The sequence below is a fragment of the Zeaxanthinibacter sp. PT1 genome, from assembly GCF_028464225.1.
Taxonomy (GTDB): domain Bacteria; phylum Bacteroidota; class Bacteroidia; order Flavobacteriales; family Flavobacteriaceae; genus Zeaxanthinibacter.
The window spans coordinates 1,056,449-1,076,160 of record NZ_JAQPCN010000001.1 but is presented as its reverse complement, the minus strand read 5'-3'; the positions used below and the strand labels follow the sequence as shown (position 1 = coordinate 1,076,160).

The window sequence follows — 19,712 nt, the reverse complement described above, 5'->3', positions numbered from 1 at the left end:
CCTATTTTTTGTCCGGACGTGTTGGTCTTACCTCAACCTTACTCGGTAGGGTCCTGGGATGCATTTTAAGCAGGTCGTATACCAGTTCCCCAATATCTTCGGGCTGAATCTTCCAGGCGTCTTTCTCTGAAGGTTGGTGGTCGTTGAAATGAGTTGCGACAGAACCCGGCATGATAGTGGAAACCTTAATGCCATAGGGTCGCAGGTCCAGCATTGCAGCCTGTGTAAATCCGACCACCCCAAATTTTGTTGCATTATAACCCGATCCGGAAGCAAAGAAATTGGTTCCTGCAAGGCTGGCAAGTGTCATATAATACCCTTCAGACTTTTTCAGAGCATTGACAGTTGCTTTCAACGTATGGAATACACCGTTCAAATTTGTGTTTATCATCTGGTGCCAATCGGAATCGCTCAATTCATCTACGGCCGCAAAATGCCCCACCCCGGCATTCGCCAGTACTACATCTATTTGACCCCAGGTATCCAAAATCTTAGCAGCGGCTTTCTTTTCATCCTCAAGTTTGGTCACATCAGAAGCTATGGCCAGTACTCGGTCTGACTTTCCCAGTTTATCCGCTGCCTTCTGAACTCCATCCAGCTTACGGCCACTTATCGCTACTCTCATCCCGGCTTCTAAAAGCCTTTCTGCTACTCCGTATCCTATTCCTTTAGATCCTCCGGTAATGTAGGCTACTTTATCTTTTAAGTCTCTCATATGTTCTGCTTTTCCTCTAAAATAAGCTCAGATAGGTGGAGATTGAAATTGTGACCGTTATACTTTTCTTAAATAAGTACAACAGGCCCGTATAAAATGTACTTCGTTACCGTATGGTGCTTACCTCTGTTTATCCTGAAAGGAAATTTGGACAGTAGGCATAAAAAAACCCTTCCGATCTGGAAGGGTTTGTGGAGAATACCGGAGTCGAACCGGTGACCTCTTGCATGCCATGCAAGCGCTCTAGCCAGCTGAGCTAATCCCCCAACTGTTTAGGAAGGGCAAAGAAAATACATTTTGAACAACAATCAAAATGAAATCTTCATCAGTCCTTTTTAACACTGAGCACTAAAACAGGGATACGGGCAGAAAACTCTGCTTTTAGTATAGTGTTCTTTTCCCAGAGACTTGTAAAAAACCCTCTTTTTCTTCTGAAAACACAGAGCAGATCGGGTTGCTGCGACTGTAAGTGCTCTAATACCCCCAGATATGTGGTCGCATGTTCGGTAATCGTCATCTGGGACGAAATATCCATAAGTGCAGTGTTGACCTTTAAGTCTGTTTCTTTATACCCGGGGTTCTTGACCAGCAAAAGATTGATATGAGAATCGTAGTATTTCTTTATCGCAATCAGGGGGTCTAACACCCTTTTTTTCTTGAGTACACCTGAAGCAAAAGCGGTTAAGATAGTTTTGTAAGGACCGTATTCGTACCCTTTGGGTACGATTAGAGTAGGGATATCAGTGCGCTTAATGATCCTGCCCGAAGTATTCCCCAGGTAGAGCTCTTCTTTTATATCATTACTTCTCGGCGCAAGGATGATTAAATCGATCCCGAGCTCATTATCGATCTCCTTAAGTCCACTGATCAGATCCCCATTGTATGTTGCTATTTTAATTTCAACACCCTTGGCATCTACTTTGGCAATGACTGTTTTAAGGTGCTCCTTACTGCTTTCGGCAACTTTCTCCTCTATGTTTGTCAGGCTTCCTGCCACCGCGGGAACACTGAAAACTTCCATCACATAGATCCTGCAATTAAAATCGGTGGCGAAATTTACAGCATACTGAAGGGTTTCATGGCTGTCCGGTGATGTCCCTATAGGAACTAAAATATTCTTCATATCTGTTAGAATTATAACCCTTAATTTAGGGACAAATTATAGACTGTCAAATGATCAGGAGGGCAAAGATACTCGAAATCCCGGATATCCTAGCAATTACAAGGGCATGTACGGAGGATATGTTCTCAAAGGGTATCTTACAGTGGAACGAATCTTACCCTAATCCCGAGGTCCTGACTAAAGACATCAATCGCAGGGAGTTATATATTCTTGAAGAAGACGGAATTATTAAAGGCCTGGTGGTACTCACTACCATAAAAGACCCGGAATACGAAGATATACGCTGGCTTAGCCCTGAGGGTTTCCATGGCTATGTTCACCGTCTTGCCGTTCACCCACAGTTCCAGAGAAATGGCCTGGCCGGTAAATTGATGGATTATGTGGAAGACAAGGCCAGGGAAACGGGAATGGTTTCCATCAGATTAGATACCTTTAGCCAGAATCCGGGGAACCAAAGATTCTACGAATCTCGGGGGTATACGCGTCTGGGATCTATAGACCTTCCCGAACAAAGCCCGTATCCTTTTTACTGTTACGAATTAGAGCTGCATTGAAATCCAGAATAACCGTTACTCGAAAAAAGATCAACAAACTCGCTGTTCCTGCCATTATTGCCGGGATCGCAGAACCCGTACTATCCATAACGGATACTGCCGTGGTCGGGAACATCCCGGTGAACGGACTGGAATCCCTGGCGGCTGTTGGTATCGTGGGATCTTTTCTTTCTATGCTGATCTGGATCCTCGGGCAGACCCGTAGTGCCATTTCGGCCCTGATATCACAATACCTGGGAGCAGAAAAATTAGAGGAAATTAAATCCCTTCCGGCCCAGGCCATCTTTTTCAACATTCTTTTGAGTGTGCTCGTACTGCTATCCACTATCTTCGTTATCGAGGAGATCTTTATGCTGCTGAATGCCTCCGGCAAGATCCTGGAGTATTGTATTTCCTATTACAGTATCCGTGTATGGGGGTTCCCGCTTACCCTGTTTGTCTTCGCTGTAATGGGAATCTTCCGAGGATTACAGAACACCTTCTACCCTATGATGATCGCCATTGTAGGGACGTCCTTAAACATAGTACTCGATTTCATCCTAGTCTACGGTGTTAAAGATCTGGTAGCGCCTATGTACCTGGAGGGAGCCGCCTGGGCAAGCCTGGTCTCCCAGGGAGTGATGGCCGTAATTGCGCTGGCGCTCCTCATCATAAAGACCGATATAAGGCTGGTACCGCGATTCCCGGTACACCCGGAACTAAAGAACCTCATCTATATGAGCCTGAATCTCTTTGTCAGGGCCATTGCGCTTAATGCAGCACTTATCCTGGCAGTCCGCGAGGCTACCGATCTTGGTGACCGGTATATTGGAGCACACACTATTGCCATTAACCTCTGGTTGTTTGCAGCCTTCTTTATCGATGGATACGCTGCAGCCGGGAACATTATGGGCGGACGCTTGCTGGGTGCACGCGACTACAACGGATTGTGGCGACTGGCAAAAAAAACGACAAAATACGGGGCATATGTATGTGGCTTATTAATGCTGCTCGCATTTCTATTCTACAACGAGATAGGGAACATCTTTTCTAATGACCCATCCGTCCTGAATACCTTTGCCTCCATTTTCTTTATAGTGATCCTGGGGCTGCCTGTCAATATGGTTGCCTTTGTGCTCGACGGTATTTTCAAAGGTATGGGTGAGATGAAATACCTGAGAAACGTGCTACTTTCCGCCACCTTCCTCGGTTTTGTCCCGGTATTATTCTTTACAAAGTATATGGGATGGGGTATTTCTGGAATCTGGATTGCCTTTCTCGTTTGGATGGCTATCCGGGGAGGAGCACTGATCTGGAAGTTCCGCGTCAAATTTCGTCCCCTCTTACAAAAGGTTTAATTTTGAGAAAACAATTTTTATGAGCACTAACAGGGAGAATGGCAGCCTTTATACCAACGTGAACAACAAGGTGGCAAGAGTAGAATTTGGGCATCCTGCCAGCAATTCTTTTGTATCGGAACTCCTGGCCCGCCTGGGTGCGGAAATCATCAAATTGTCTGGCAGGGCGGATGTATCCCTGATTATACTGCAATCTGAAGGAGAACGTGCATTCTGCGCCGGAGCATCTTTTGACGAACTGGTGGCTATCGATAACCTTGAGGAAGGAAAGGAATTCTTCAGCGGTTTTGCTCGTGTGCTCAACGCTATGCGAATCTGTAAGAAACCGATCATTGGCAGGGTGCAAGGGAAAGCAGTTGGGGGCGGAGTCGGGCTTATCTCGGGTTGCGATTATGTTTTCGCCACGGAAGCTGCATCTGTACGCCTTTCAGAGATCACCATAGGTATTGCTCCCTTGGTCATAGCCCCGGCGGTGGAACGTAAGATCGGCAAAGGGGGCTTGGCCGAACTATCCCTTTCACCAACGGAGTGGAAAAATGCCTACTGGGCTAAGGAAAAAAGCCTGTTTACCAAAGTCTTTGAATCTATCCCGGATATGGACAAAGAGCTGGATCACTTCAGCCAGCAATTGGCCGGATACAACCCCGAGGCTCTGTATGCACTCAAAAAAATCTTTTGGGAAGGAACAGAACATTGGGGGGAATTATTATCAGAACGAGCCGAGGAATCCGGGCGCTTGGCATTATCACCGGAAACTAAGAAGGCATTGGAAAAATTCAAGAATAAGAAGTAAATCCCTATTGTTCTATTTAATCGACAGGATTATGACGAAAATATTTCTACACTTGGTTCTATTTTCATTTGTGCTCTCACAGTGCAATGGCAAACAAGAACAGGACAGCTCAGCATCCTGTGATGGTATAATGTGTACGCAACAATTTGTGAGTTTTTCAGTAAGCATCAAAGACAGCGACGGCAATAGCTTAGCCTTAGATGAATACAAGGTTATCGATCTACATAGCGGTAAGGATCTCACAGAGTCTGTTAAGGCCAGTGGATTTTATGATCATGCCCCATCGGGACCTTATCCTTTATATTCCGACAGCTTCCAAAAGGAGCATCAGAATACAGAGCGTGAATTGCTGTTCAAAGGCTATTTCGAGGGAGAGGAAATCATTTCACGGACCTATAAGGTTGCGGCAGACTGCTGCCATGTACAGCTACTGAAGGGCGAGCTGGAAATTATCTTATAGGCTTCCCACTTTGTGGATATACATCCAACTGGATAATTCTTTTATCTTTAAGTAGATAAACCGGACCGATCAGGCATCGGGATAATTCCTCTGCTGGCTCAGCCATGGGAAAACTGAAGCAATTTCTGAAAGCCCCTTACCCCTTTTATTTTGAAGGCAGGTCGCTCTTATTCATCATCCTGGTTTTATTTTCCCTCGCACTGCTTTTTGAGTTTCTCTTTGAACCCTTTGAAGTATACACTCCTGAACACAAACTAAATCACTTCTGGATCACTGTTATCCACAGTGGTGTTGCTATCATATGCCTGCTGATTTGCTCTGCCTTATTACAATTACTTCCAAGGCCAATCGCTCACTGGACCGTGGCAAAAGAAGTTGTGTTTCTCGCATGTTTCCTGTTAATAACAGGTATAGGGCAATTCCTGGTCCGGGATTTAATCTACGATAATCCCCAGAACTGGAGCTGGAATTATCTCTTTGAAGAAATCCGGAACACCTTTCTTATAGGTATGCTGTTGATCGCCATCCTTGTTCCAATCAACCAGCGTATCCTGCAACAAAGAAACCAACGCAAGGCCGGCCGTATTCACCCATTTGTTCAAGGCGAGGGAAATCTCTCAGTCATCCCTATTAAAACCATGGTGAAAGGTGACGATTTTAATCTTTACAGTAATGATTTCATATACGCTGAGGCGGACCGGAATTACGTTTCAATACAACTCCGAAACGGGGTTACCCATCTTAAAAGGATTTCTATATCCTCCCTTGAGAGGCAGCTGCAGACCGAGAGCCAGATAATGAGAACACACAGGTCTTACCTCGTAAATACCGACTTTATAGAGAAAGTGACCGGCAATGCCCAGGGGTACCAGCTGCAACTGCAGGGCGCAGGTCAAACCATCCCGGTTTCCCGGCATAAAATCCCCCTATTTGAATCCCGTATGAAGGTTAAGGGTTGACACTGGTCACAATTTCTTGTCACCCGTCACAAGATCCTGTAAAGCTCACATAACTGCCTTATTTTTAGATAAAAGCGATATTTTATGAGACGGCATGATCTGGATTGGATAAGGGTAATTGTCTTTGGGCTTTTGATCTTATACCATGTGGGGATGTTTTTTGTGCCCTGGGACTGGCATATCAAGAGTGAAACCAGCATTGGGTGGCTGAGATATCCTATGCTTTTCATCAACCAATGGCGACTTCCTATATTGTTCGTAGTATCCGGGATGGGAACCTACTATGCCTTTAATAAACGCAATGGCAGGCAATTTATCCTTGAACGCAGTAAACGCCTTTTGATACCACTCCTGGTCGGCATCCTGATAATAGTCCCACCCCAGGTATACCTGGAGCGGCTCGTACAGCACCAATTCCAGGGTAATTACTTTGAATTCTGGCCCGCACACGCCTTTACCGGTGTCTATCCCTCCGGAAATTTCAGCTGGCATCACCTCTGGTTTCTTCCTTACCTCTTTACCTTCTCTCTTTTACTGTATCCCTTGTTTATTTATTTAAAAAAGTGGCCAGGGAACAGATTAGGGACATGGATAAAAGAAATCATAATCAATCCCGCAGGCTTCCTTTGGTTTGCAATACCTCTTTACCTGGCCGAAGCCCTGCTGGAGCCATTTTTTCCAGTGACTCATGCCTTGGCAGGAGATTGGTTCACCCTCACCAGTAATGGGTTTCTCTTCTTCTATGGTTTCCTGCTGATCTCTGTCAAAGAAGTATTTTGGCCAACGGTTCAGAAATTCAGGAAGCGTTTCCTTTTTTGCGGCATCATTGGATTCTCTATATGGCTGTTCACTATCCTCAGTTTTCAGGATACCATCTACCTGCACTTTTCCGAAGCATTCCTTAAAGTGTTCAACCTGGGTTCCTGGATCCTGGCGATCTTCGGTTATGCTGCACACTATCTCAATAAGCCCAGTTATTCTTTGTCTTATGCCAATGAAGCCGTATACCCCTTTTACATCCTTCATCAGACCGTAACCATACTTCTCGGTTACCTCATCTTACGATGGGACTGGCCTTCCTTACCGGCATTCCTGTTCTTAACGCTGGGCACTTTTGGGTTCACATGGCTTATGTATGCCATCTTGATCCGGCCGTGGAAATGGATACGTCCCCTATTCGGACTTAAGAGCAAGAAATATAAAAATCTCAGCGCTAGTGTTCCCCAACAGCCTGCGCCGATAAAATAGGACAGCACTGAAGAAAGATTTTATAACTTTGCAGGTCAATAGTTCGCAATGGAAAAAATAAGGGTTACCAAAGAATTTACTTTTGAAACCGGGCATGCCCTATATGGTTATGACGGTAAATGCCGCAACGTGCATGGCCACAGCTATAAGCTGGCAGTGACGGTAATCGGGCATCCTATTACCGATAAGGATCACGTTAAACTGGGGATGGTCATAGATTTTGGTGATTTAAAGAATATTGTCAAAGAAGAAGTAGTGGATCCTTTTGATCATGCTACGGTCTTTAACAGGAATAGTCCTCATATAGAACTAGCCGGCGAACTGGAGTCCCGAGGGCACAAGGTAATATTGGCCGATTACCAGCCCACAAGTGAGAATATGGTCTTGGATTTTGCCTCCAAGATTAAGAAACGACTGCCGAAAAATCTCAGTCTTCATTCCTTGCATCTCAGGGAAACCGATACTGCTTATGCTGAGTGGCATGCCAGTGACAATGCCTGATACTCTAAACAGTGCGCGGCCGGCGCATTTCATTTTCCTTATATTTATGCGCATATGAAGGACCTCCATATACCAAGCGGGAAGAAAGTCTATTTCGCCAGTGACCATCACCTGGGGGCCCCGGATCATACGAGCAGCCTTGCACGTGAAAAGAAATTTGTTTCCTGGTTGGATAGTATTAAAGACCAAACAGCAGCACTTTTCCTCCTGGGCGATCTCTTTGATTTCTGGTTCGAATATAAATCTGTCGTCCCAAAAGGTTTTACCCGCACCCTGGGTAAATTGGCAGAATTTTCTGATGCCGGTATCCCGGTATTTTATTTTGTCGGCAACCACGATCTATGGATGCATGGCTATTTTGAAGAAGAACTACAGATCCCGGTATTTCATTCCCCCCAGCAATTCAGGTTGGGAGAAAGAAGTTTTTTTATCGGGCATGGGGATGGATTAGGTCCCGGCGACCTCGGTTTTAAACGGATGAAGAAAGTATTCACCAATCCCGTGGCAAAATGGTTCTACCGCTGGCTTCATCCAGACCTGGGTGTCCGGGTAGCCCAGTATTTTTCCGTGAAAAATAAGCTGATCTCCGGGGATGAAGATATCAAGTTCCTGGGTGAAGACAAGGAATGGCTGGTACAGTACGCGAAACGTAAACTGGAAGAACAGCATTATGATTTTTTTGTGTTTGGTCATAGGCACCTTCCCCTCCAGATCCCCTTAAACGATAATTCTATATATGTGAACCTGGGTGACTGGATCTCGTATTATACCTATGCGGTCTTTGACGGCAAGGAGCTATTGCTGGAAAAATATAGACACTGATCCCGCTACCGGAGGTCTTTCAGTTTTAATTGCATACTGACCAATCCATTCCATTCATTTTCTTCCAGGGCAAAGACCGCATCAAAGAATTTCCCTCCCTGTACCGTACTTAAATGATGCCCCAGGTTAAATCCTATAGCCCCAAGAGGATTGCTCCCCTTCTGGATCACACTTAGTTTTAAATGCTTGTGGTCTCCGCCTACGGTCTTCGCATAGCCGGTATCCTGCAGTCGCTCTGCCATAAATACAGGGGCGTGGTTCCCCGGGCCGAATGGGGCAAATTGAGAAAGGATACGGAGCAGCCTCGGACTGACCTGCGACAGGCTGATCCTGGCATCTACCGTTATTTCGGGGGTCAGTAATGCCGGGTCTATACTGGCTGCCACCACTTGCTCAAAACGTTCTTTAAAAGCGGAGAACTGTGCCTCGGAGAGCGTCAGCCCTGCAGCGTATTTATGCCCCCCGAATTGCTCTATACAATCTGCACATCCTTCCAGGGCTTCGTACACATCGAACCCCTTTACAGACCGGGCAGAGGCCGCAAGTTTTTCACCACTTTTTGTAAATACGAGCGTAGGCCGGTAATAGGTTTCGGTGAGCCTGGATGCGACGATCCCGATGACTCCTTTGTGCCAGCTATCTTTATAAACTACAGAGGTAAACCGTTCCTCTTCCCGGTTTGCACGAATCTGGTCCAGGGCCTCGTCGGTGATCTCCTGGTCCAGTCCTTTCCTGTCTGTATTAAACTGTTCTATTCCTGACGCCATTTCCCTTGCCTGCTGAAGGTCAGTCTCTGTCAGAAGGGCAACAGCATGCCTGCCGTGCTCCATCCTCCCGGCAGCGTTGATCCTCGGCGCTATAATGAAGACCACATCCGTGTTGGTGAATTCCCTTTTCTTGGTCTGTTCTATGATGGCCCTGAAGCCTGCCCTGGGGTTGCTGTTGATCTGCTGAAGGCCGTAGAAAGACAGTACCCTGTTCTCCCCTGTTATGGGGACAATATCTGCACCTATTGCTGTAGCCACGAGATCCAGGTAGGGCAATAGGGTCTGGATATCTTCGCCAAAAGTCTCCCCCAGCGCCTGTATTAATTTAAAGCCCACTCCACAACCGCAGAGCTCTTTATAGGGATATGAACAATCTGCGCGTTTAGGATCTAGTACGGCAACGGCATCGGGCAAAAGGCTGCCGGGCCTGTGGTGGTCGCAGATAATGAAATCTATCCCTTTTTCCTTAGCATAAGAAACTTTATCTATAGCCTTGATCCCGCAATCCAGTGCTATAATAAGGCTGATCCCGTTATCCTCTGCATAATCTATGCCCTGGAAAGACACTCCGTACCCTTCGCCATACCGGTCAGGGATATAGGTATCTATATGTGGATATTTACTGCGTAAATAGGAAGACATCAGTGCGACCGAAGTAGTCCCGTCAACATCGTAATCCCCATAAACCAGGATACGCTCCTCCTCCTGAATTGCCTTTTGGATACGGGATACTGCGAGATCCATATCTTTCATCAGGTAGGGGTCGTGTAAATGGTATAGCTGGGGCCTGAAAAAAGCTTTGGCTTCATCGTAATTAGTGATCCCCCGCTGAACCAATAATTGGGCAACGAGTTGTTCTACGTTCAAAGAATCTGCCAGGTCTTTTACGACTTCAGGGTCAGGATTTGGTTTAAGGGTCCAGCGCATTGGATCAGGATCGCTTTACTTTCAAAGTTAACCGCTCCCAGTGCAAGTTGATTGCAGTAAGCGGCAATTAAGCCTAAATATCTTATTCGTTATGAAATACAGTCTTGATCTGCACGTCGGCGAACTTCCTGAACATTTCCATAACCCCACAATATTTCTCCACGGATAGGTCTACGGCGCGCTGAAGTTTAGGCTCGGAAAGATCTTTCCCGTAAAAGTGATATTCAACGACTACCTTATCGTAGTATTTAGGATGTTCCTCTGTCAGTTCTGCAATAGTCTCAATTCGGAAATCGCGAACGTCCAGCTTCATTTTTCGGAACATCATAGCCACGTCCAGGCCACTGCATCCGGCCAGTGCAGAAAGCATAAGGGACTTTGGTCGCATTCCCTTTCCTTCACCTCCATCTTCCGGTCCGGCATCAATATTAAAGTTAAGCCCGGAAGTATTATTGGTCTCAAAGGCCATATTTCCCTTCCACTGTGTAGTGATATGATTCGTCATCGATTATTATTTTTGTTACTTGTGATCTCAAAAATACGATAAAATCATGCCACTGGTACCCCCTTTAGACCCTAGTCACGACCAAGCCACCCGCGAACTGGCCGAATTTTTCAATGAGACCCTGGGCTTCTGTCCAAACTCTGTGCTTACCATGCAGCACCGACCTGCCATATCTAAAGCGTTTATAAACCTGAATAAGGCAGTGATGACCAATGAGGGTAGGGTCTCATCTGCGCTTAAACGCATGATCGCCTGGGTAAGCAGTAATGCCACGGGTTGCAGGTATTGCCAGGCGCACGCCATCCGTGCCGCCGAGCGGTACGGAGCTGAACAAGAACAATTGGACAATATTTGGGAGTATAGGACCCATCCTGCCTTTACCGAGGCCGAACGGGCTGCATTAGACTTCTCCCTGGCAGCGTCCCAAGTGCCCAACGCTGTTAATTCCGATATTTCAGAGCGATTACACCAATACTGGAACGATGGAGAAATTGTAGAAATGCTGGGAGTTATTTCCCTATTCGGCTACCTGAACAGGTGGAATGACAGTATGGGAACAACCATAGAGGAAGGGGCTGTGGAAAGTGGCCGGCAATATTTAGGCAAACACGGCTGGGAGGAAGGCAAGCATAAAACCTCCTGATTGGTAATGCTTACCGAGCTCCACCCACTATGATCACCAATTCTCCTTTCGGGGGATGCGCTTCAAAATGACCTTGTACTTCTGCGAGAGTGCCTCTCACCTGTTCCTCGTACATCTTTGTGAGTTCCCGGGATACACTTACCGGCCGGTCTTCGCCGAAATAGGAAGAGAAATCAGCAAGCGTTTTCACCAATTTATAGGGTGATTCATAAAATATCATGGTTCTCGCCTCTTCAGACAGTTGGGTAAGCCTGGTTTGCCTGCCTTTCTTGGGAGGCAGGAAACCTTCAAATACAAACTTGTCATTGGGCAATCCGCTGTTCACAAGGGCCGGGACAAATGCAGTGGCCCCCGGCAGGCATTCTACCGCCACCCCAGCTTCTATACAGGCCCGGGTCAGCAAAAATCCGGGATCGGAAATGGCCGGTGTACCGGCATCAGAAATCAGGGCCATGGTTTCATTTCCCGACAGGCGCTTAACAAGCCCTTCTACAGTCTTGTGTTCGTTATGCATATGGTGACTGAGCATAGGGGTGTCTATCTCAAAACGCTGCAGGAGTTTGGCACTTGTCCTGGTGTCTTCCGCAAGAATGAGGTCTACCTCTTTAAGGACTCTTATGGCCCTAAGGGTAATATCTTCCATATTCCCGATGGGGGTGGGTACAATAAATAATTTGCCCATTTTTTCTGTTTCAGTTAGGCTTAAAAAAATAACCGAAAGCTACGAGAAAGCTTCCGGTTCACTTAGTCAATTATCAGCGGCTATTTAAGAAAATCTCCTGGAGATCAATGCCATAAAGCGAGAGGCTGTTTCTTCATGTCCCGCCCAGTCATTGTAATCCGGTTTTACCATATTCTCGATAAAAGCGATAGACCGCTCTTCATTATCGATGGTATTCAATTGGGAGATTACCCTGTTAAAGTCTTCCGTGCTCCCGTTAAAAAGATGTTTTACAAAAGCATGCCGGTCATTGAGCCCAACAGAAATCACTTTCTGGGTAAGGGTTTCATTCAGGCTTTTATTTTTTCCGTTAGGAATTTCAGGCGTCACTTCATCCTTGTCGTTCTTGATCGTCTTGGGCTTGGCCACGAATTCTGCGAAGAACTGATCCACATCAGGTTCACCGGGCATTTCCGAGATCATATCTTTAATGGTCTGCATCCCGGGAATAATAATATCTTCCTCGTGAGGGTTGCTTTCCGGAACCGACTTATTTTCTTTCATGACCGCGGTAGCCATTTTCTCAAATTTATTAGCGATTGCATTGCTGGATACATCGATCTCAATATCGTTTAGTTTGTCTTCGATAAATTTAAGTACCGCTATTTTCTCGTAAAGTTTCCTGGAGGCCTCGTATAGCTGGGAAAGCTCCATTTCCCCTTTGGCTGAGAGAATCGCAGAAGCCATTTGATTCAACTCATCCTTTAATTTTCTTTTCATCTCTTTTTATTTTTCCTGAAAGGTAAAGGTTTATCTTTTTTAATACTTTTATACCGTCAAGTACTTTGACACCTAAGAAAGCCGTTTCCCTCGACTAAAATTACAAAATGTTTCTCGAAAACACTGTTAATCATAAAGAACAATTCGGATGGATAGAAGTCATATGCGGTTCCATGTTTTCGGGTAAGACAGAAGAACTCATACGACGGCTAAAACGCGCGCAATTTGCGAAACAGAAAGTAGAGATCTTTAAACCTATGGTGGATACCCGTTACCATGAGGAAAAGGTGGTTTCTCACGATGAGAACGAAATCCGGTCTACGCCTGTCCCTGCCGCGGCAAATATCAGGATCCTGGCAGACCAATGCGATGTTGTAGGAATTGACGAAGCCCAATTCTTTGACGATGAGATCGTTACCGTTTGTAACGACCTCGCCAATAAAGGAATACGCGTAGTTGTCGCCGGGCTGGATATGGACTTTAAAGGAAACCCTTTTGGTCCTATGCCGAACCTGATGGCCACGGCCGAATACGTAACCAAGGTACACGCCATCTGTACCCGTACAGGGAACCTGGCCAATTACAGTTTCAGGAAGTCGAATAACGACAAATTGGTGCTCCTTGGTGAAACCGAAGAATACGAGCCCCTCAGCAGGGCAGCCTTCTATAAAGCCATGCTCAAAGAAAAGATCAGCAAAATGGAAGTGGCCGCTGAGGAAGTCAAGAAAAAAGAAAACAACAGCCCTTCCCAATCTTAAATTACATTCCTTTTAATGATGAAACCCTCTATATCCCGCAAATGGTAAGATCCGGAAAGAATGAAAGCGCCATTGGGGAGACGGTACTGGAAATAGACCTGTCTGCTTTAGAGAATAATTACCGTTACCTGGTTTCGAAAATAGCACCGGGGACACGTTTTATGGCTGTAGTAAAGGCCTTTGCGTATGGTAGTGAAGCCGGTAGTATTGCTATGAAATTGCAAGAACTCGGGGCAGATTATTTTGCTGTTGCCTATACCAGTGAAGGGGTTGCCCTGAGGGATGCCGGAATCACCAGTCCAATTCTCGTACTCCACCCTCAGCCTAGCAGTTACCAGACGATTATAGCGAGATGCCTGGAACCGGCCCTGTACTCTGATCACCTGCTGCAAGGATTTGCCGAAATAGCCAAAAACGAGGGTCAGAAGGATTACCCGGTACACCTGAAATTCAATACCGGTCTCAACCGCCTGGGTTTACACCCGGAATCAGCAGGGGAAACTGCATCAGAGATTAAAAATAATCCTACTTTACGAGTGGCCTCTATATTTTCTCACCTGGCTGCGTCTGAAGATCCGACCGAGAAAGAGTTCACAGAGGATCAACTCCGGGCTTTTGCAAAAATTTGTATTCAGGTTGAAAAAGAATTGGGTTACCGCCCGCTCAGGCACCTTTTAAATACCTCCGGAATTCTCAATTATCCCAATCACCAATACGATATGGTCCGTAGCGGGATAGGGCTTTACGGCTTCGGGAACGATGCTATACACGACGCTGAACTCATCCCCATTGCCAGTCTTAAAACAGTAATCTCCCAGGTACACGAGATCCAGGCAGGTGAAAGTGTAGGGTATAACAGGGCGTTTCGTGCCGACACACGGGTCAGAACAGCTACACTTCCTTTAGGACATGCAGACGGGATTGGCCGGCAATACGGAAAGGGCAAGGGCTATGTGACCATTCACGGGCAGCGGGCTCCTATACTTGGTAATGTATGTATGGACATGATCATGGTAGACGTAACAGGAATTGATTGTCATGAAGGTGACGAAGTAGTGGTCTTTGGGAAAGAAGCTTCTGCAGACTCCCTAGCCACCGCCGCGGGTACCATCTCCTATGAACTGATCACCGGGATATCCCAGCGCGTCAGGCGAAAGATCATACGTTGATAACCCGTCTACTTATAAACAATCTGGAAGCAACTTAGAATTTTTGTTTACCTTATAATAGTAAAATCAATACTAACCAATTTAAACTATCGACATGTTAAAGGAATTCAAGAATTTTATCATGACCAGCAATGTCATCGAATTTGCAGTTGCGGTCATCCTTGCCGGGGCTGTCAGCCTGGTCGTCAATGGCTTTGTCAATGACATAATGATGCCCATCGTGGGTGAGTTTACCGGGGGGGTAGACTTTGCGAATTTGAAACTGGTACTCACTGAATCTTCCGGAGTTGAAGGAGAAGCCGGTTATGTGGCCGAGAATGCTATCCGTTACGGTGCCTGGATCAATTCAATCGTGAACCTGATTATTGTAGGCCTTGTACTGTTCCTGATCGTCAAAGTGTACAACAATACCAAGAAACCCAAAGAAGAGACTCCTGCAGCTCCTAAAGGGCCGACCCAGGAAGAGCTTTTAGTGGAAATTCGTGATCTTCTGAAAAAGAAGTAAAGTAATGCTCCTACAGGGGCAACCGCTGCACAAGCAATTTTTTAACTAAACCGCCATCAGGGCCTTCCTGTATGGCGGTCTTTTTTACCCATCAGTTGCATATATAACAATTTGTTATAATATTGCATATTTAAAACAGTCTGCTTGCCGGGTAAGCCCTCTTGGTTTACCTTTGGCCCTCTAATCCAAAGAATATGAAAATTGCTGTTGTAGGAGCTACCGGAATGGTAGGAGAAGTAATGCTAAAGGTACTGGCCGAGCGCAACTTCCCCGTAAGCGAGCTGTTATTGGTTGCTTCTGAACGCTCCGTAGGGAAAAAGGTTTCCTTTAACGGGAAAGTGTATACCGTGATCAGTATGGAAGAGGCTGTAAACGCCAAACCCCAGATCGCTATTTTTTCTGCAGGCGGTGAAACTTCAGTGCAATGGGCCCCGCGTTTCGCTGAAGCAGGTACCACGGTGATCGACAATTCCTCTGCCTGGCGAATGGACCCGGGTAAAAAGCTCATTGTCCCGGAGATCAATGCGGACCAACTCGGGAAAGACGACAAGATCATCGCCAACCCTAATTGCTCTACGATACAATTGGTACTCGCACTGGCTCCCTTACACAAGAAATACCAGATGAAACGGGTGGTGGTATCTACCTACCAGTCCGTATCCGGAACCGGGGTAAAGGCGGTAAAACAGCTAGAAAATGAAGTTGCCGGCATACAGGGCGATATGGCCTATCCTTATCCTATTAACCGCAACGCCCTGCCGCATTGCGACGTCTTTATGGATAACGGCTACACCAAGGAGGAAATGAAACTGGCCAAAGAACCGCAAAAAATACTAGGCGATAAGAGTTTCTCCGTAACCGCTACGGCAGTTCGGATACCAACCTCAGGTGGTCATTCCGAGTCTGTGAATGTCGAATTTGAACATGATTTTGAACTCAGCGACATCCGCAATCTGCTGAACGAATCCCCGGGGATAGTGGTGCAGGACAACCCGCTGACCAACACCTACCCTATGCCTGTCTACGCCCACGATAAAGACGATGTCTTTGTAGGTCGTATCCGTCGGGACGAATCGCAACCTAACACTTTAAATATGTGGATCGTTGCGGATAACCTGCGAAAAGGGGCCGCAACCAATGCCGTGCAGATCGCGGAATACCTTGTGGCGAAGAAACTGGTCTGAACTCCATACGTTAATACTTTCTAAATCCTTTGAGTAGCTGGTACTCAAAGGATTTTTTATTATTATTTTTAGTGCTTACCAATACTAAACATAATGCAAAGACTACTTTTATCTTTTTTAGCAGGAGCCGCCCTGGTTTCCTGTGAAACCTCCAAAGAAAAATCCACTATTGCCGTGAGTTACCCAGAGACTGCCAAAGTTGATACTGTTGACACCTACTTTGGTACAGAAGTGCCAGACCCTTATCGCTGGTTAGAAGATGACCGCAGCGCGGAGACAGAAGATTGGGTGAAAAGACAGAATAATGTAACCCAGGAATTCTTATCGCAGATCAGTTATCGAAAAGACCTGAAAGACCGATTGACCAAGCTCTGGAATTATGAGAAACTAAGTTCCCCGTTCAAAGAAGGGGAATTTACTTATTTCTATAAAAATGACGGCCTGCAGGACCAGTACGTACTTTATCGTCAGAAAGGCGACGAAGCCCCGGAAGTCTTCCTAGACCCCAATACCTTCTCAGAAGATGGTACAACATCGCTGGCAGGAATTAGCTTCACCAAAGATGGATCCCTGGCGGCTTACCAAATCTCCGAGGGTGGTAGTGATTGGCGTAAGGTAATCGTTATGGATACCCAATCTAAGGAAATCGTTGAAGATACTCTTGTTGATGTAAAGTTCAGCGGAGTTTCCTGGAAAGGAAAAGAAGGATTTTACTACTCCAGTTATGACAAACCTGAAGGCAGTGAACTATCTGCAAAGACAGACCAGCACAAGGTATATTTCCACAAACTGGGAAGCGCACAGGAGAAGGACGAATTGATCTATGGCGGGGATGAGTCCCAGAAGCATCGTTATATTTCAGCAAACCTTACCGAGGATGAACGCTTTTTAATGCTCTCTGCCAGAAACACCACATCGGGCGGAAAACTCTTTATCAAGGACCTGCAGGAGCCGGGCAATGGGTTTACCACCATCCTGGACCACGAAGACAGCGATACCTATGTGATAGACAATCGAGGGGAAGAGCTATTTCTGGTGACCAACCTGGATGCTCCGAACAAGAAGATTGTTAAGGTAAACGCCTCTGCTCCACAACCCGAAAACTGGGAGGATTTTATTCCTGAAACCGAAAATGTGCTGAACGCGAGTACCGGGGGAGGATATTTTTTCACAGAGTATATGATCGATGCTCTCTCTAAGGTTTACCAATACGATTACGACGGCAATAAGATTCACGAAATAGAACTTCCCGATTTAGGGAGTGCCAGCGGTATAGGGGGGAAAAAGGATGAAAAGGAATTGTACTTCTCTTTCACCAATTACAAAACCCCTGCCTCTAGTTACAAGCTGAATGCAGATACCGGTGAATACGACCTGTACTGGAAGCCGGAGATCGATTTTAACCCGGAGGACTATGTTTCTGAGCAAGTCTTTTACAACTCAAAGGACGGAACAAAGATCCCGATGATCATCACGCATAAAAAGGGAATAGAACTCAACGGGAAGAACCCTACAATACTGTACAGCTACGGAGGATTCAATATCAGCCTGACTCCGGGATTCAGCCTGGTCAACGCGGTTTGGATGGAACAGGGCGGAATCTATGCAGTTCCCAATATCCGTGGCGGTGGTGAATACGGGAAGGAGTGGCATGATGCTGGAACCAAGATGCAGAAACAGAATGTATTTGATGATTTTATCGCTGCTGCAGAATACCTGGTCAATAACAACTACACTTCTAAGGATCTGCTTGCGATCCGTGGAGGTTCCAATGGCGGCTTACTCGTCGGTGCTGTAATGACACAGCGCCCCGACCTGATGAAGGTGGCGCTGCCGGCAGTTGGTGTTCTTGATATGCTGCGATACCACACCTTTACCGCAGGGGCAGGTTGGGCATACGACTACGGAACTTCCGAGGATAATAAAGAGATGTTTGAATACTTACGCGGCTACTCTCCTCTGCACAATGTAAAGGAGGGTGAATCTTACCCGGCTACATTGGTCACTACAGGAGATCACGATGACCGGGTAGTGCCAGCTCACAGTTTTAAATTTGCTGCAACCCTACAGGAAAAACAAGCCGGGGACAACCCGGTCCTGATCCGGATAGAGACCAATGCCGGTCACGGTGCCGGGACTCCCGTGAGTAAAACCATTGAGCAGTATGCAGATATATTCTCGTTCACCCTCTATAACATGGGTTACGAGGATCTGCCTAACCGGGCTGTACTGAAAGAATTTAAAGACTGACAGTCAATAAAATGGACAGAAGCCCGTTTCCCACAGAAACGGGTTTTTTGTATCCCCCCTAAATGTGTTCATCTAATGTTACGTGTAGAGAATTTAACTTTTTCATATAAAGAAACCCCTGTGCTGGAGGATATCAGCTTTGAGCTTGAAGAGGGGCGGCATTTGGCCGTTATGGGAGAAAGCGGTGGTGGCAAAAGTACACTGCTCCGAATCATTTACGGCTTGCTGCATTTAGACGAGGGCAGCGTACACTGGAAGGAAAAAAAAGTATTGGGACCCAATTTCCAATTAGTCCCGGGGGAGGAAAGCATGAAGTACTTGTCCCAGGAATTTGACCTGATGCCGTTTACCACGGTTACAGAAAACGTCTCACAATTCTTGTCGGTATTTTACCCGGATGAACTTGCCAAAAGGACTTCAGAACTTCTGGAAATGATAGAAATGCAAGCTTTTGCGGATGCTAAAATCAAAACCCTTAGTGTGGGACAGAAGCAAAGGGTAGCCCTGGCCAGGGCCATTGCACAGAAGCCGGAACTCCTGCTCCTGGATGAGCCCTTCAGCCATATAGACAATTTCCAGAAAAATTCGCTCAGGAGAAATCTATTTGACTACCTCACCCAGGAAGGCATAACCTGTATTACCGCCACCCATGACGCCTTGGATGTGCTACCTTACGCGGATCGTATCCTGGTGATCAGGGATCAGAAAATTATTGCAAACAGGCCTGTACAGGAGCTTTACGATCAACCGAGGAGTCTTTATGTCGCCTCATTATTCGGGGAAGCCAGCCTTGTACCCATAGACGTTTTAAAATCCTATGCCGATACCAAAAGAAGAATTATTGTGTATGCTCATGAGTTTAAAGTATCAGCTAACTCGGGTATTCCGACAATAGTGGAACGCAGCTACCCCATGGGAAGCCATTACCTCGTCAAGGGATGGTCCGAGGGGGAGGGAATTTATTTCCACTCGAACGAACCTATTGCCCAGGGTAAAAAGGTATTCCTTAACGTATCACTGGGGACGATCAACAAACGAATGAAGCAATAAT

At 46.2% G+C, this 19,712-nt stretch carries 21 protein-coding genes and 1 tRNA gene; 15 read left to right on the top strand and 7 right to left on the bottom strand.

Annotated elements, in window-relative coordinates; genetic code table 11:
* Position 1: 1 nt before the first annotated feature.
* The 3 genes from PP178_RS04690 to PP178_RS04680 all read right to left on the bottom strand — a co-directional run bounded on the left by PP178_RS04690 (position 2) and on the right by PP178_RS04680 (position 1,838).
* Complete coding sequence (locus tag PP178_RS04690) at positions 2 to 715, bottom strand: SDR family oxidoreductase (protein ID WP_272593149.1); 714 nt, start codon at positions 713 to 715, stop codon at positions 2 to 4.
* A gap of 192 nt (positions 716 to 907) precedes the next feature.
* Positions 908 to 981, bottom strand: a tRNA-Ala gene (locus PP178_RS04685).
* Between the two features lie 59 nt (positions 982 to 1,040).
* A complete protein-coding gene (locus PP178_RS04680; RefSeq protein ID WP_272593148.1) occupies positions 1,041 to 1,838 on the bottom strand; it encodes a universal stress protein in 798 nt (265 codons plus the stop codon).
* 50 nt (positions 1,839 to 1,888) lie between these two features.
* On the opposite strand from PP178_RS04680, the gene PP178_RS04675 reads away from it, so the two are divergent.
* The 8 genes from PP178_RS04675 to PP178_RS04640 all read left to right on the top strand — a co-directional run bounded on the left by PP178_RS04675 (position 1,889) and on the right by PP178_RS04640 (position 8,512).
* Positions 1,889 to 2,392 (top strand): GNAT family N-acetyltransferase, encoded by a 504-nt coding sequence (locus PP178_RS04675; RefSeq protein ID WP_272593147.1) that lies wholly within the window; start codon positions 1,889 to 1,891, stop codon positions 2,390 to 2,392.
* Positions 2,389 to 3,729: an MATE family efflux transporter gene (locus PP178_RS04670; protein ID WP_272593146.1), complete on the top strand. Its 1,341-nt coding sequence runs from the start codon at positions 2,389 to 2,391 to the stop codon at positions 3,727 to 3,729. The genes PP178_RS04675 and PP178_RS04670 overlap by 4 nt, the downstream gene beginning before the upstream one ends.
* A gap of 19 nt (positions 3,730 to 3,748) precedes the next feature.
* Positions 3,749 to 4,522: an enoyl-CoA hydratase/isomerase family protein gene (locus PP178_RS04665; RefSeq protein WP_272593145.1), complete on the top strand. Its 774-nt coding sequence runs from the start codon at positions 3,749 to 3,751 to the stop codon at positions 4,520 to 4,522.
* 31 nt (positions 4,523 to 4,553) lie between these two features.
* A complete protein-coding gene (locus PP178_RS04660) occupies positions 4,554 to 4,982 on the top strand; it encodes a hypothetical protein (protein WP_272593144.1) in 429 nt (142 codons plus the stop codon).
* 104 nt (positions 4,983 to 5,086) lie between these two features.
* Complete coding sequence (locus tag PP178_RS04655) at positions 5,087 to 5,941, top strand: LytR/AlgR family response regulator transcription factor (RefSeq protein ID WP_272593143.1); 855 nt, start codon at positions 5,087 to 5,089, stop codon at positions 5,939 to 5,941.
* Between the two features lie 84 nt (positions 5,942 to 6,025).
* Positions 6,026 to 7,189, top strand: a complete 1,164-nt coding sequence (locus tag PP178_RS04650) for an acyltransferase family protein (protein ID WP_272593142.1) — start codon at positions 6,026 to 6,028, stop codon at positions 7,187 to 7,189.
* 48 nt (positions 7,190 to 7,237) lie between these two features.
* On the top strand, positions 7,238 to 7,690 hold the full coding sequence (locus PP178_RS04645) for a 6-pyruvoyl trahydropterin synthase family protein (protein ID WP_272593141.1): 453 nt from the start codon (positions 7,238 to 7,240) through the stop codon (positions 7,688 to 7,690).
* Between the two features lie 54 nt (positions 7,691 to 7,744).
* A complete protein-coding gene (locus PP178_RS04640; protein ID WP_272593140.1) occupies positions 7,745 to 8,512 on the top strand; it encodes a UDP-2,3-diacylglucosamine diphosphatase in 768 nt (255 codons plus the stop codon).
* 5 nt (positions 8,513 to 8,517) lie between these two features.
* Here the strand turns inward: PP178_RS04640 and recJ are convergent, their stop codons facing one another.
* Entirely contained in the window at positions 8,518 to 10,206 is a 1,689-nt protein-coding gene (recJ, locus tag PP178_RS04635; protein ID WP_272593139.1) for a single-stranded-DNA-specific exonuclease RecJ, read from the bottom strand.
* Positions 10,207 to 10,288: 82 nt separating this feature from the next.
* On the bottom strand, positions 10,289 to 10,711 hold the full coding sequence (locus tag PP178_RS04630) for an OsmC family protein (protein ID WP_272593138.1): 423 nt from the start codon (positions 10,709 to 10,711) through the stop codon (positions 10,289 to 10,291).
* A gap of 46 nt (positions 10,712 to 10,757) precedes the next feature.
* On the opposite strand from PP178_RS04630, the gene PP178_RS04625 reads away from it, so the two are divergent.
* On the top strand, positions 10,758 to 11,354 hold the full coding sequence (locus tag PP178_RS04625; RefSeq protein ID WP_272593137.1) for a carboxymuconolactone decarboxylase family protein: 597 nt from the start codon (positions 10,758 to 10,760) through the stop codon (positions 11,352 to 11,354).
* A 10-nt stretch (positions 11,355 to 11,364) separates the two neighbouring features.
* Here PP178_RS04625 and rsmI read toward each other — a convergent pair whose 3' ends face one another.
* Positions 11,365 to 12,036: a 16S rRNA (cytidine(1402)-2'-O)-methyltransferase gene (gene rsmI, locus PP178_RS04620; protein WP_272593136.1), complete on the bottom strand. Its 672-nt coding sequence runs from the start codon at positions 12,034 to 12,036 to the stop codon at positions 11,365 to 11,367.
* A gap of 84 nt (positions 12,037 to 12,120) precedes the next feature.
* A complete protein-coding gene (locus tag PP178_RS04615; RefSeq protein ID WP_272593135.1) occupies positions 12,121 to 12,795 on the bottom strand; it encodes a hypothetical protein in 675 nt (224 codons plus the stop codon).
* A 107-nt stretch (positions 12,796 to 12,902) separates the two neighbouring features.
* Between PP178_RS04615 and PP178_RS04610 the strand changes: the two genes are divergently transcribed.
* The 6 genes from PP178_RS04610 (at position 12,903) to PP178_RS04585 (ending at position 19,711) form a co-directional block, all read left to right on the top strand.
* Positions 12,903 to 13,553 (top strand): thymidine kinase, encoded by a 651-nt coding sequence (locus PP178_RS04610; RefSeq protein ID WP_272593134.1) that lies wholly within the window; start codon positions 12,903 to 12,905, stop codon positions 13,551 to 13,553.
* Between the two features lie 41 nt (positions 13,554 to 13,594).
* Positions 13,595 to 14,722, top strand: a complete 1,128-nt coding sequence (gene alr, locus PP178_RS04605) for an alanine racemase (RefSeq protein ID WP_272593133.1) — start codon at positions 13,595 to 13,597, stop codon at positions 14,720 to 14,722.
* Positions 14,723 to 14,816: 94 nt separating this feature from the next.
* Positions 14,817 to 15,227 (top strand): large conductance mechanosensitive channel protein MscL, encoded by a 411-nt coding sequence (mscL, locus tag PP178_RS04600; protein WP_272593132.1) that lies wholly within the window; start codon positions 14,817 to 14,819, stop codon positions 15,225 to 15,227.
* A gap of 194 nt (positions 15,228 to 15,421) precedes the next feature.
* Positions 15,422 to 16,411, top strand: a complete 990-nt coding sequence (locus PP178_RS04595) for an aspartate-semialdehyde dehydrogenase (RefSeq protein WP_272593131.1) — start codon at positions 15,422 to 15,424, stop codon at positions 16,409 to 16,411.
* 93 nt (positions 16,412 to 16,504) lie between these two features.
* Positions 16,505 to 18,661, top strand: a complete 2,157-nt coding sequence (locus PP178_RS04590) for a prolyl oligopeptidase family serine peptidase (RefSeq protein WP_272593130.1) — start codon at positions 16,505 to 16,507, stop codon at positions 18,659 to 18,661.
* 75 nt (positions 18,662 to 18,736) lie between these two features.
* The gene (locus tag PP178_RS04585) at positions 18,737 to 19,711 is read left to right on the top strand and encodes an ABC transporter ATP-binding protein (protein WP_272593129.1); all 975 of its coding nucleotides are present in this window, start codon (positions 18,737 to 18,739) and stop codon (positions 19,709 to 19,711) included.
* The last annotated feature ends 1 nt before the right edge of the window (position 19,712 follow it).

Coding starts and splice junctions, on each gene's coding strand:
- PP178_RS04690 (WP_272593149.1), bottom strand. CDS start 715: ATGAGAGACTTAAAAGATAAAGTAGCCTACATTACCGGAGGATCTAAA.
- PP178_RS04680 (WP_272593148.1), bottom strand. CDS start 1,838: ATGAAGAATATTTTAGTTCCTATAGGGACATCACCGGACAGCCATGAA.
- PP178_RS04675 (WP_272593147.1), top strand. CDS start 1,889: ATGATCAGGAGGGCAAAGATACTCGAAATCCCGGATATCCTAGCAATT.
- PP178_RS04665 (WP_272593145.1), top strand. CDS start 3,749: ATGAGCACTAACAGGGAGAATGGCAGCCTTTATACCAACGTGAACAAC.
- PP178_RS04660 (WP_272593144.1), top strand. CDS start 4,554: ATGACGAAAATATTTCTACACTTGGTTCTATTTTCATTTGTGCTCTCA.
- PP178_RS04655 (WP_272593143.1), top strand. CDS start 5,087: ATGGGAAAACTGAAGCAATTTCTGAAAGCCCCTTACCCCTTTTATTTT.
- PP178_RS04650 (WP_272593142.1), top strand. CDS start 6,026: ATGAGACGGCATGATCTGGATTGGATAAGGGTAATTGTCTTTGGGCTT.
- PP178_RS04645 (WP_272593141.1), top strand. CDS start 7,238: ATGGAAAAAATAAGGGTTACCAAAGAATTTACTTTTGAAACCGGGCAT.
- PP178_RS04640 (WP_272593140.1), top strand. CDS start 7,745: ATGAAGGACCTCCATATACCAAGCGGGAAGAAAGTCTATTTCGCCAGT.
- recJ (WP_272593139.1), bottom strand. CDS start 10,206: ATGCGCTGGACCCTTAAACCAAATCCTGACCCTGAAGTCGTAAAAGAC.
- PP178_RS04630 (WP_272593138.1), bottom strand. CDS start 10,711: ATGACGAATCATATCACTACACAGTGGAAGGGAAATATGGCCTTTGAG.
- PP178_RS04625 (WP_272593137.1), top strand. CDS start 10,758: ATGCCACTGGTACCCCCTTTAGACCCTAGTCACGACCAAGCCACCCGC.
- rsmI (WP_272593136.1), bottom strand. CDS start 12,036: ATGGGCAAATTATTTATTGTACCCACCCCCATCGGGAATATGGAAGAT.
- PP178_RS04615 (WP_272593135.1), bottom strand. CDS start 12,795: ATGAAAAGAAAATTAAAGGATGAGTTGAATCAAATGGCTTCTGCGATT.
- PP178_RS04610 (WP_272593134.1), top strand. CDS start 12,903: ATGTTTCTCGAAAACACTGTTAATCATAAAGAACAATTCGGATGGATA.
- alr (WP_272593133.1), top strand. CDS start 13,595: ATGGTAAGATCCGGAAAGAATGAAAGCGCCATTGGGGAGACGGTACTG.
- mscL (WP_272593132.1), top strand. CDS start 14,817: ATGTTAAAGGAATTCAAGAATTTTATCATGACCAGCAATGTCATCGAA.
- PP178_RS04595 (WP_272593131.1), top strand. CDS start 15,422: ATGAAAATTGCTGTTGTAGGAGCTACCGGAATGGTAGGAGAAGTAATG.
- PP178_RS04590 (WP_272593130.1), top strand. CDS start 16,505: ATGCAAAGACTACTTTTATCTTTTTTAGCAGGAGCCGCCCTGGTTTCC.
- PP178_RS04585 (WP_272593129.1), top strand. CDS start 18,737: ATGTTACGTGTAGAGAATTTAACTTTTTCATATAAAGAAACCCCTGTG.